This window comes from Pedobacter sp. TM02, assembly GCF_059705275.1.
This window is the reverse complement of the sequence record NZ_AP046530.1, coordinates 3,764,335-3,776,250: the sequence shown is the minus strand read 5'-3', so window position 1 is coordinate 3,776,250 and position 11,916 is coordinate 3,764,335. Positions and strand designations below refer to the sequence as shown.

Genomic DNA, 11,916 nt, shown 5'->3' with positions numbered 1-11,916 from the left:
ATCAATTGTCTCTGATTACATGGGCTGTTCCAGTTATGGTATGGTTTACATTATAGCCCATCATATTGCCCGTCATTACCATTTCAACATAGGTGCCACTAAAGCTGATGTCGATATATTGGCCAACAGCTCCTACATTGTTTAGGTTGTATGAAATGGCAAATTGCGTCAGCGCCTGATTGGGTTGGCTGTTTAAGCCATTGCCGTATAGTTGAAAGCCCGAAGCCGTAGTATAATTTCCAGGACTTATGCTGTTGCCACTGATGGTAATTCCATCTAACTGGGCTGGTGTTGAACCCGAAATATTGAACGAATTGCCATTAACAGCAGCGGTTATGTTAGCCGAAATGGTCTTTAAGGCACCATTGTCTACACTATAGGTAATAGATTCGAGATTCGTATTGCAGGTTGTTAAATTTCCTACATTGGTTACACCTGGGCTAAAGCTAAAGCCTAGCATACCAGAATTGGAGTTGTTGTCCAGGTCCTGCCCAATCATCGTAAAAGTTGGCGAACACATCAAAGCCTGGAAACTAAAAGTGCCATTGCTTATCAAAGAGAAATAGTTATTGCCGGCATAGCTGTAATAAACATAACCATTGGTTACGTTGTTGTTGTTGCATTTTTTTAGGGTGCCGCTAACAGTAGTGAGCTGTATGGTAGGCGAGTTGATAACGATAGTTGGGAGTGTAGTGTTGGTTGATAAAGGGCCTACAGATTGGGTATGGATGATGCTTCCACAAGCATTCAGCACATTTAGGGTTAAGGTTTCGTTTTGTGGAACGAGCCCGCTAGCCTGTCCGTTGTTATCTGTGCTGTTCGGGTAAGATGAAGAATTGCCCTGCCTTACCATTATGGTTGTCATATTTGGCAACGGCTGGTTGTTCGCATCTACAAGTTTGAGCGATAGGTAAACGCTTGACAATTGGGTGTCAAAATTCCACCAAGAAAAATGCTTAACCGTACCTACATATTTATTGCCGATTTTTGTTGCCGTTCCTTCTTCTTTCCAATAGCCCGCCGTTTCATCAAAATGCCAGAGTGGGATGGTGCTAGGGGCATTCGCTTGTTGCGCGGTGGCAACCGGAAACTCTATTTGGGCGGTATTTGCCAACTGTAGATTTTCGTTTGCACTGCCTCTGAGTTCGATGTTTAGCATGCCATAGGTTTCCAGTAATTTAGGGTCGCCGTTGGTGTTTTTGGCAAACAGCATGCCTGGCATTTTGTAGGTGAGCTTAGTGTCTGATGGATCTAGGTAATTGGCAATAACGCTAACTACGCCATTATAAGTGCTGCCTGTTTCGGTTTTGAAAGCACCATCGAAGACTATTTTTGCGCCATTGGCCAAGCTTACAGTGCTTGTTGTACCAGTATTTACAGTTGCACCAGCTGCTGCTGGCAAGAGCATAATTTTTACCTGGTTGGTTCCTGTGGTAGGTACCAGTGTTCTTGAACCGATTAAATAGCCAGCTTTAGTAGCAGTTATAAAAGCAAATCGGTCATAAACACTGGCATTTTTAACTACAAAAATGCCATTTGCATCAGTTTGTGTGGTAGAAGCGCCGATTTTAATGGTTGCTCCCGGAATAGGGTTATTGGTTACGTCAACGATTTGGCCAATAAAATCTCTATGGGCAACATTGCCGAAATTTTTTGCAAAATCAGCATCAGTTACTACAGGAGGGTCAATATCTGGGACCCCGGTATTGTTCTTTTTGCAACTGATAATCGATAAGCAGATGAGAACTGTTATCAAGCAAAAGGTAAATTTTTTCATGATTTAAAAGGGTTTTTATTGATATCAACAAAACGGTATTTATGTTACCCCCTTTTTGAAAAGATTCTTTGGCAGCGCCATCAATTATTGATTTCCCTTATAGTTTGGGTTAAAGTTTTCGAAGCGATAAGATCGGTACAAGGCGCTATTCCTTTCTGCATCGGTAGGCGCACTGATGATCAGTTTGTAGTCGCCAGCTTCGAGGTTGTTCAATATTACATGGCCATTGGCATCGCTAATCATGGCCAGCATCAACTTGGCAGGCATTTTGCCAATCCTTAAAATCACACCGGCAATGGGCCAGCCGGCAAACTCTGATTTTGGATTGGCGAAAGGCAACTGTAGTTTTAATTTGTAACTGCCCTGCTGAAGGTTGCTAAGCATTGCTTCTCCCTGTTCATTGCTTGTTAAGCTGAGGCTATCTACTGTATTCTTCTCTATCTTGATCAATACCCCGGCAATGGGTTGGCCAGTGGCAAACTGTACCATACCGGTTCTAGAATTTATTTTAGCTTTGGTCATTTTTAGAAGGCATGGAAAATGCGAATCCGGGAAGTCTGCCTGGCAATAATCGCAATACTGATTTTTAAAGGCCTGGGTCAGATTTTGAGGGTAAGTCTCCGTACGGTTTTGAACGCCCATAGCCGCCAACCCAAATGCTATTGCAAGGAACATATTTTTCATCATCCTAAATTAAGTAGCCACAAGATAAGAAATTATGGTTGCCTCCGGCTTTAGTTTTTGCGTCCCTTGGTGCTCGAAACTCCTTTTTGACTGATGCTTTTGCCCTGTGGGTTTTCAGGTGCATAAATGGTAAACTTGTAAGTTCCGGGGTTTAGGTTTTCAAATTCGAACTCTCCTTTATCATTGCTGGTTATGGTCATTAAACTTCCTCCTGGATTTTTGCCACCCTTAACCACGATACCGCCAATAGGGCTTCCAGCAACCATAGCTAAACCATTAGCTACTTTTTCGCCGAAGGTTTTACCCTGTGTTTGTTTGGCTTCGGATGTTACAGTTTCGTTTTTGCGGCCGCCTGTATAAGTTCGCTCAATGTCGGTTGTAGTTGCTTCGCTTCTTTTCACGCCTTTCTCGCTGATGCTTCTGCCTTGGGGCTCGTTGGGCTCACTGATGGCGAATTTATAGTTGCCAGCCTCGCTTACCGTAAATTCGAATTCACCATTCTCATTGGTTATGGCCTGCATTAGGTTGCCGCCAGGGTTTTTACCGCCCTTTACAATTAGGCCTTTAATAGGCTGGCCTGCCACAAAAGCGTTCACTTCGTTTTTACGACCTCCTGTGTAGGTTCTTGGAGGTAACTTGTCTGATGCCCGTGCCGCCGATCTTTTCACGCCTTTCTCGCTGATACTTCTTCCGAGTGGTATGCTCACACCGACGTTTAACCCGAAGCCATTGTATTTGGTGCTTTGGCCCACGCGCTGCATGCTGCCCATGGCTAATTGGTCTTGGCTATAAAAACCATCGGCATTGGCACTGCCCTGAGGCTTAAATAACCTAGTTTCGCTATTAACAGCGGGTCCGCTAGTGTAGTTGCCTTCTACGTAAATACCGAACTTGCCAGGGAAGTAAGCTACACGCAACCTGGGAACGAATGCAAACCCTGTTGTTTTCGTGGCATCTTGACGGTATGTTTCCTTGCTATAGTTAGTTCCGTTAACCGAGCCGCTTTGCGTTACCGCAAGTGCTTCTTGCTGTAAGCTGAAATACCCCGCGTTTACGCTGGGCGAAAGCGTAAGTCGGCCAAACGAAAGACTGGCTTGTACGCCTGCTTCGGCCCTAAAACCGTTTTGTTTGTTTTTGTTGTTGCTCAGCGCGATACTTGGTGTGCCACTTTGACCCATCACCTGATAGGATGGGATCGCATTTAAATCATAGTCCTTGCTGCCGGTAAAATACTCGCCACCAGCGTTAAGGCCTAAGGTGAAAAAATGAGAAGTTACGCCGGCCAAATCACTATGGCCCTCTTTGGCAAAAAGTGGCACATACACATTGCCGTTTACGGCATAGCTGTTGATTAGGTTTGCATCAGTTTTGCCGGTACTGCTCGGGCTGTTCCATCCACCACCGAGCGATAGGATCATGTTGCCACCTGGATTTTTGCCGCCTTTTACAATAATGCCTCCAATTGGATTGCCAGGTCTGTTTTCTTGTGCATGGGTATAAACCGGCAATAAGGATATTAAAATAATGAATAACTTTTTCATGTTGATGATTGTTTGATTTAATGTTATATCAACATCATGGAAAAAATGTTACCCCAGTAACATAGGTTTCGCGCATTTTTTTAATTTTAAGTAAATTAATTTAAGATGAGAAAGCTGATTTATGGCATCAACCTCAGCTTGGACGGGTGTTGCGACCATACCAAGTTTGGTGGTGGCAACGATATCCATGATTATTTTAGGGAATTACTCGAAAGTGCCGACTTGCTGATTTATGGGCGCAAAACCTATGAACTGATGGTGCCTTTCTGGCCTGAGGTGGCTCAAGCACAATCGATGGACGAAACCGTAAATGCCTTTGCCCAAACTTTTGCCAAACTTAGGCGTGTGCTGGTGTCGCGAACCATTGGTAGCGTCAATGACGAGCAGACGACCATTATTAGAGATAACCTGAAAGAGGAAATCATCAAGCTAAAACAACAGCCAGGCAAAGCCATTTCTACCGGTGGCGTGGAGCTGCCTGCCCAACTGATCGCATGGGGTTTGGTAGACGAGTTCCATATTGTGGTTCACCCGGTGCTGGTGGGCGAGGGCAGACGCCTGTTTGCCGAAATGCAGCTGCCAGAAAACGTGGGCTTAAAATTAACGGCATCGCAAACACTGCCCAGCGGTTGTGTAGCATTGCGGTATGAAAAGGTTTGAGGCAAGAGCGATAGCCTCCCAATAAAATTGACAATTAAAACTGCCAACTGCCAATTGAAAACTGTTAACTTTGCATCGTGTTGCTCAATAGTTATCAAGTAGATTTAATAGAAGCAGGTTGCGATGAAGCAGGCAGAGGCTGTTTGGCCGGGCCGGTTTTTGCGGCTGCGGTTATTTTGCCGCGCGATTTCTATTTGGAAGGGTTGAACGATTCCAAGCAGCTTAACCACCAGCAACGTGACGAATTGCGCCCGATTATTGAAAAGGAAGCCTTGGCTTGGGCAGTTGCCGCGGTAGACCACGAAGAAATTGACCGCATCAACATCTTAAACGCGTCTTTTTTGGCCATGCACCGAGCCATTGAGCAGTTGCACGTGCAACCGGAATACCTGGTGATAGATGGCAACCGGTTTAAGGCCTACCCTAAAATTCCGCACAGCTGCATAGTAAAAGGCGACGGCAAATACCTGAATATTGCGGCCGCTTCCATCTTGGCCAAAACGCATCGCGATGAGTTTATGGCTAAAATAGCGATTGATTATCCAGCCTATAAATGGGATCAGAACAAAGGCTATCCCACCATTGCCCATCGCAAGGCCGTGATAGAAATCGGCCTATCGCCATTTCACCGTAAAACTTTTAATGTAAGCAATCCACAACTCAGCCTTCCTTTCGAAGAAGAAGGATAATTCGTAATTTCATTGCGTGAAAGTCCTTATTCTAACTTATCGGGTTCCTTTTCCGCCCAACAGCGGCTATCCTATTGTGGTGTACAATACCATCAAAGGACTGTTAAAATTGGATGCCGAAATTACTTTGTTCAGCATCAATGGTTCTAAGAACAAGGTCGATATCGACGATATCTACGATCCGGTTTTCGAACAGATCGGTTTTCACTCCTATAATATCGATACCGAGGTTAATATTTGGGGCGCTTTTTTTAACATCTTCTCCAATCAATCTTACAATGTTTCGCGTTTTTACGATGATGATGCGGCCAGGCTTTTAGAAAACATCCTGCGCGAACAGGAGTTTGACATTATCCAGTTTGAAGGACTTTATGTAGTGCCTTATTTAGATACGGTAAAGGAAAACAGCAAAGCCAAACTCGTTTATCGGGCTCATAATATAGAGTACGATGTATGGGAACGCTTGGCGGCCCGCGAGCAGTTCAGGCCAAGGCGAAAATACCTCGAATTTTTGTCGAGGAGGCTCAAGGTTTACGAAACCGAACAGCTCAACCGCTTTCACCAGGTTTTTGCCATCAGCCATCCCGATAGGCAACAGATTTTGTTGATGGGCTGCCAAACCCGACTGGACGTTTTTCCGGTAGCCATCGATTTTGAAAAGTATCATGTCGATTTAAAGAAGACCAGCTTTCCCACCTTGTTTCATTTGGGTGCCATGGATTGGCGGCCCAACAAGGAGGGCCTCGAATGGTTTTTGGACGAAATTTGGCCCGACATTGAAACGCTGAGTGGCGAACTGCGTTTTTACATTGCAGGTAAAAATATGCAGAAGCAGTTTTTTGAATACGATTCGGAAAACCTGATTGTAGAGAGCGAAGTATTTGATGCCATCGAGTTTATGAATTCAAAAGCCATTATGATCGTGCCATTGTTGTCGGGCAGTGGCATGCGGGTTAAGATTATTGAAGGCATGGCCATGCAGAAATGCATCATTGCCACTACCATGGCTGCCGAAGGCATCAATTGTGAACCTGGAAAAGACATCCTGATTGCCGATACGCCCGACGAATTTTACCGCTCCATCCTGCAATGCATTACCCAACCCAACCGATGGCGCGAAATCGGCAAGAATGCCCGCAAAACCGTAGAGCGGGATCATGAAATCTATTCGAACGCCAAGCGGATGTTCGAAATCTATGAAGCTCTGTCGGTGCTTTAAAGGCAATTGATGTAGCTTAAAAACCAGTTTTTGGGAACCATGGCGCAAATTGGTTCCAATCTCGGAAAGAAGAATGCTCTTATTATCATTTCGCCTCAAAACATTGCACTTTTCTTAGTATTTTTGGCCACCAAATATCAAAAATCATAACAGTTTAGATGAAAAATACCGCGTTAACCGAAAAACATATCTCATTAGGTGCCAAAATGGTACCGTTTGCAGGCTACAATATGCCCGTGCAATACGAAGGAATAAATGCCGAACACGCTACCGTTAGAAGCGCCGTTGGCGTTTTCGACGTGAGCCATATGGGCGAGTTTATCCTCAAAGGCGAAAATGCTTTAGACCTGATCCAACGGGTAACCAGCAACGATGCCTCTAAATTGTACGATGGCAAAGTGCAGTATTCTTGCCTGCCTAATACAGAAGGTGGCATTGTTGACGATTTGTTGGTTTACCGTATCGATGAGAAAACCTATATGTTGGTTGTTAACGCGTCTAATATTGAGAAAGATTGGAACTGGATCCAAAAATACAATACGGCCGATGTAGAGATGCACAATATTTCTGACCAAACATCGCTTTTGGCTATCCAAGGCCCTAAAGCCGCCGATGCTTTGCAAAGCCTAACCGACATTGATTTGGCTTCGATGGAATATTACAGCTTTAAAAAAGGCACTTTTGCCGGTGTGGATAATGTACTGGTTTCGGCTACTGGTTATACTGGTGCTGGCGGCTTTGAGATTTATTTCGAAAACCAATATGCCGACAAGATCTGGAACGCCATTTTTGAGGCGGGTGCAGCTTACGGTATGAAGCCGATTGGTTTGGGCGCGCGCGATACTTTGCGTTTAGAAATGGGTTTCTGTTTGTATGGCAATGACATTGACGATACCACTTCGCCAATTGAGGCAGGTTTGGGCTGGATTACCAAGTTTACCAAACCATTTACCAATTCGGAAGCCTTGCTGGCCCAAAAGGAAGCCGGTGTGCAACGTAAACTGATTGGTTTCGAAATGATAGACCGTGGTATTCCGCGCCACGACTACCCGATTGTTGATGCTTTAGGCAACGTAATTGGCAAGGTTACTTCCGGAACGCAGTCGCCATCATTGCAAAAAGCCATTGGCATGGGCTACGTGAATAAAGAGCTGGCCAAAGAAGGCACTGAAATCTTTATCGATATCAGAAACAGCAAAATCAAAGCTAAAGTTGTTAAGTTCCCATTTTATAAATAAGATTTGAACCCTAGATGTGAGATTTGACGGTGCCTTGGCAAATTGTCTCAAATCTCACATCTCAATACCCACGTCTCACTCAATGTCAAGAACCATAGAAGTTTGCCTTACGCCTGCCTTGCTCCATCTTTACGATATTGAAAAGAGCATTGTGGTCGTCATTGATATTTTAAGGGCAACCTCATCTATTACCTATGGCATTGACAACGGGGCCGAAGCCATTATTCCGGTTGCGCAGGTTGAAGATTGCTTGGCCTACGCCAATAAAGGCTACCTGCTGGCCGCCGAAAGGAATGGAGAAGTGGTAACTGGCTATGATTTCGGCAATTCGCCGTTTTCTTACACCGCCGCCAAAGTGGCGGGCAAAACCATAGTGCTCACCACGACGAATGGCACCAAGGCCATGCACCTAGCCCATGCGCGCGCGCATCAGGTGGTGGTAGGTTCATTTCTTAACCTAACAGCATTAACAACCTGGTTAAAAGCACAAGACAAAGATGTATTGTTGCTTTGTGCCGGCTGGAAAGATAAATTTAACCTCGAAGACACCCTGTTTGCCGGAGCGGTTGTGAACAAACTGCGTCAGGATTTTGTACATTTTGACGATGCCTGCGTAGTAGCCGAAGACATGTACCTGATGGCCAAGGACGATTTGCGTACCTACCTGCATAAATCATCGCACAGCCACCGTTTGGCCCAGCTCAATATAGAGGAAGATGTGCAGTTTTGCCTGAAGACCGATCTTTGCAAGGCCATTCCAGTACTGGTGGGCGAGAAGCTGGTTAAGCTTGACCATTAACCTAGCGGTTAATAGCAATAAAAATGCAACCGAGTAGGTTGGCTCCTATAATTCCGGCAATAGCTAAAAGCATGCCCCCCAATATTTCTTTTCTATAGCTTGCTAGGCTTTCCCAATGAGGCTCCAATATCACGGTGTGGCGATTAAAATTTAAGCTGGAACTGATTAAGCGGTAAATATCCCGGTTGTTAAACTCGGCTTTATAGAAAACGGGGTTTTCATTAAAGATGGCCATAAATTGTTTTTCCGTCTCCTGATGAAACTCGTGGATCAGTGTTTGCTGAGCGTCGTAGGAATTAGACTTCTCAATTTTTTGCCTATACTTTTTAACAAGCCATAAATCATATACACCATTTCTTCTGATGGGCTCGCCATTGCCCAACGGCGTAACAAAGTAATGGTTTACCGGAAAAATTCGGCTTTTGCTGCTGCTGTTTCCAATTTCGTAATCATCAATCAAAACACTGTCTGGGCCAAAGCTGGTCTGGTCAAAGGTGTAGAATATGCTTGGTGCCTTGGCAAATAGCTGCGATGGTTGCGCTAAATGAACAGGCTTGGAGAAATAGCTAGTGGCTTCATTTTTTATCGGAATAAGCAACAGTACCGACAGGTAAATAAAAAGATTGCTCAGCCAAAAAAAAGCCCCATGTCTAAAATAGTGGCGCTTAACCGGCTGACGTACGATAAACCACCAGATTGGTATTGATAAGGCTATCGTTCCAAAGAACAAATAACCATCCGATAAAGCATGGTCGATGGCATATTTATAAATTGGCAAGGCTATGGTCAAGTAAAGCAATACAAAAATGCCAGTCCTCTTCAAGGCAAACACATAAGCCGAACCAAAGGTTGGAAAAAGCGGGTTTGAACTGCTGTGGATTTCCTTTGCCAACTTTCTTAGAAAGGTTGCTAGTCCCATTTCTTCGTCGAAACTGACCAACGGAAATTTGTGGTAATCAAAATCGTTAAGGTAAATGAACAAGGCTCGGCTTCCCCTAGTCACTTCGTTAATGGCAAAGCCCCTGATATTGCTTAGCGGAATTTCAAATTGATGGGTGATGTTTAATGATCTGCAATACTGATGGATATGGAGAAAACCGTCAGCTGTGCTCAAGGTGGTGTCGGCTCTGGTTATAAAAGTGGCTATAAAAAAACTCACGATTAATGTCGCCAATAGCAAAAGAGCTGGTATTTTGTCCAATGAAAATACCACGGATGCCAGTCCAAAAACAATCAAAAAAAGACTGAAGATCATGGCTAAATGCCAACTTTTGAGTCTGCTCTTAAAGGTTTTAGTGCCAATGTCATTGACCATTTTTCTGTTGTGCTATCAGTTCTTGGATCAGTTCACTCTGTTTAATGGCCTTTAGGGCTTCTTCGTGGGCAACCCAATAAATGCTTTCCGCCTTTTTCATGTCGAAAGTATTGATTTCGCCCATGCCTTTGGGTTCGATCAAAAGGTCGCAGTACTTCGCTTTCACTTCCATGTCGTGATTGATCGACATGATGCCTGCCCTTTGCATCAGTTGCGTAATTTTGGTGATCTTTTCTACCGGCTTTAAGTGGTTGCACGATGAGCCAATGATGTAATCGCAGTGGTTGAGCAAGGGTTCTACCGGAAAATTATTGAGAATGCCCCCATCTACATACATCTGGTTGTCTATCATAATCGGCCTGAAAATCCCTGGGATGCAACTTGAGGCCTGTATCGCTTTAATCAGCGGGCCCTCGGTAAAATAAGTGGCTACGCCTTCGCTAAAATTAGTGGCACAAATGGTGAGCGGGATTTTAAGTTCCTCTATCCTGTCGTGCGGGAAATACTCTTTCAGCATTTCGGCCGTGTTTTCAATGTTGATGAGGCCCAGAGAACCAATAGCCGGACGTATAAAACGCAATAGCTTGGTCTTGATAAAGATGTTCAATCCTTCTTCGGGATCTATTCCGGCGGCATAAAAAGCACCTGCAATAGAGCCTGCACTGGTGCCGCTAACCATGCTAAAGTGGATGCCGACATTCATAAAAGCTTTAAGAATGCCCAAATGTGCGATGCCTCTAATGCCTCCGCCAGATAAAACTATGCCTATTTTCATGTTTAATTGTTCAAATGTTTGAAAGTTGTAAAGTTTGGCCTTACCTCTTCCATGTTGCCTCTTTGTTGAGAACCGAAAACCATTGGTTTACTGGTTCTCCTTCGGTTTGTATTTCGATTTCGACAGGATTTTTTGCGGGTCGGGTTCGGCCATAAGCTGCTGCAGGGTAACTTCCGGATTTTCGGCCATATATTTCTTTACGATCTGCCAGCCAATCCATACGCCCAATTTAGGTGCAGCCGATCTTTTTTCGCCCAAGCCCGGTGTAAAAGGTCCATCGCTTATATAAACCTGTATCTTTTGATAGTCGCTTTCAAAAAGCAGGTTGTTTTGGAGCAAATAGCCCCAAACATTGCCTTCGTACTGCTGGCTCCAGTTCATTTGCTGGGTACTGTAGCCTATTTTCACCGAATCAGGCGTAGTTTCTGGCAATACCTGATCCATAAAATAAAGGATTTTGCCATTGTAAATCATTTTGGCCAATAGGTTCTGGTCGTTGTCGCGTTCCTTAAAAAGTTCTTCGTGGGCAAAAACCTCGGTCACCCGGGGCACAATGTAGGCGGGTTCAAAACGCCTCGATTGGTACAGCGGAATGCTTTCGATCAGTGCGCCATAAAATTTGCTGTTTTTGCCCAGAAACATATCTAGGCCAATGCCCATATAATCGTCGCCCAGCGGAATTTGATAAGAAAAACCCGATAAAAAGCCTATAAAGCGAGGCACTTTAGTTTTTGGATAATAATATTTGATGTATTTGAAGGTTTGGGTCAGCTCTTTTTCGGTAGCCTTTAAATTGGGGAAAACGCTGTCTACTTCTTTGTTCAGGTCGGTATAGGCCTGGTCTTTGTACAGAATGTTTAGTACTTCTGTACCCTTCATGTCTGGATTGCCCACCATCCGGCGCACAAAATCGTCATAAAAGTAACCGTATTTTTTTTGGAGCATAGTATCTGTCTGCTGAACGTCTTTATTTTTGCCTTGGTAAAGATCTTGGTCAAAACGTTGTATTTTTATAGCCAGCTTCATGTGGCTTACATCGGGCCTATTGCTCGTTTTGCATGAAAAAAATGCAATCGTACACAGAAAAAATAGATAGATTTGAAGGTATTTTACGTTATAGCTCATTAAAACAAATATAACTCCCAAATTACAGGAAACCTCATCATTTTTCAAATCGCCGTGCAAAAACGGCAAAAATGGGAAGGGCTTCCATTTGATC

At 44.2% G+C, this 11,916-nt stretch carries 11 protein-coding genes; 5 read left to right on the top strand and 6 right to left on the bottom strand.

What is annotated here, in order from left to right; genetic code table 11:
• Position 1 precedes the first annotated feature (1 nt).
• From AC6H1S_RS16235 to AC6H1S_RS16225, 3 genes are all read right to left on the bottom strand, one after another.
• Positions 2-1,777, bottom strand: coding sequence for a carboxypeptidase-like regulatory domain-containing protein (locus AC6H1S_RS16235; protein WP_497564287.1), 1,776 nt, complete (start codon positions 1,775-1,777; stop codon positions 2-4).
• A gap of 84 nt (positions 1,778-1,861) precedes the next feature.
• Positions 1,862-2,452, bottom strand: a complete 591-nt coding sequence (locus tag AC6H1S_RS16230) for a carboxypeptidase-like regulatory domain-containing protein (protein ID WP_497564286.1) — start codon at positions 2,450-2,452, stop codon at positions 1,862-1,864.
• Positions 2,453-2,511: 59 nt separating this feature from the next.
• Positions 2,512-4,002, bottom strand: coding sequence for a carboxypeptidase-like regulatory domain-containing protein (locus tag AC6H1S_RS16225; protein ID WP_497564285.1), 1,491 nt, complete (start codon positions 4,000-4,002; stop codon positions 2,512-2,514).
• A 105-nt stretch (positions 4,003-4,107) separates the two neighbouring features.
• Between AC6H1S_RS16225 and AC6H1S_RS16220 the strand changes: the two genes are divergently transcribed.
• From AC6H1S_RS16220 to AC6H1S_RS16200, 5 genes are all read left to right on the top strand, one after another.
• Entirely contained in the window at positions 4,108-4,662 is a 555-nt protein-coding gene (locus tag AC6H1S_RS16220) for a dihydrofolate reductase family protein (RefSeq protein WP_497564284.1), read from the top strand.
• A gap of 77 nt (positions 4,663-4,739) precedes the next feature.
• A complete protein-coding gene (rnhB, locus tag AC6H1S_RS16215; RefSeq protein WP_199137144.1) occupies positions 4,740-5,351 on the top strand; it encodes a ribonuclease HII in 612 nt (203 codons plus the stop codon).
• Positions 5,352-5,367: 16 nt separating this feature from the next.
• Positions 5,368-6,570: a glycosyltransferase family 4 protein gene (locus AC6H1S_RS16210; RefSeq protein ID WP_497564283.1), complete on the top strand. Its 1,203-nt coding sequence runs from the start codon at positions 5,368-5,370 to the stop codon at positions 6,568-6,570.
• A gap of 158 nt (positions 6,571-6,728) precedes the next feature.
• Positions 6,729-7,808, top strand: a complete 1,080-nt coding sequence (gene gcvT / locus AC6H1S_RS16205) for a glycine cleavage system aminomethyltransferase GcvT (protein ID WP_199137148.1) — start codon at positions 6,729-6,731, stop codon at positions 7,806-7,808.
• Between the two features lie 82 nt (positions 7,809-7,890).
• The gene (locus AC6H1S_RS16200) at positions 7,891-8,607 is read left to right on the top strand and encodes a 2-phosphosulfolactate phosphatase (RefSeq protein WP_497564282.1); all 717 of its coding nucleotides are present in this window, start codon (positions 7,891-7,893) and stop codon (positions 8,605-8,607) included.
• 1 nt (position 8,608) lies between these two features.
• Here the strand turns inward: AC6H1S_RS16200 and AC6H1S_RS16195 are convergent, their stop codons facing one another.
• The 3 genes from AC6H1S_RS16195 to gldB all read right to left on the bottom strand — a co-directional run bounded on the left by AC6H1S_RS16195 (position 8,609) and on the right by gldB (position 11,822).
• Positions 8,609-9,766 (bottom strand): hypothetical protein, encoded by a 1,158-nt coding sequence (locus tag AC6H1S_RS16195; protein ID WP_497564281.1) that lies wholly within the window; start codon positions 9,764-9,766, stop codon positions 8,609-8,611.
• 145 nt (positions 9,767-9,911) lie between these two features.
• Positions 9,912-10,697: a patatin-like phospholipase family protein gene (locus AC6H1S_RS16190; protein WP_199140167.1), complete on the bottom strand. Its 786-nt coding sequence runs from the start codon at positions 10,695-10,697 to the stop codon at positions 9,912-9,914.
• Positions 10,698-10,784: 87 nt separating this feature from the next.
• Positions 10,785-11,822, bottom strand: coding sequence for a gliding motility lipoprotein GldB (gene gldB / locus AC6H1S_RS16185; protein ID WP_497564280.1), 1,038 nt, complete (start codon positions 11,820-11,822; stop codon positions 10,785-10,787).
• Positions 11,823-11,916: the final 94 nt, after the last annotated feature.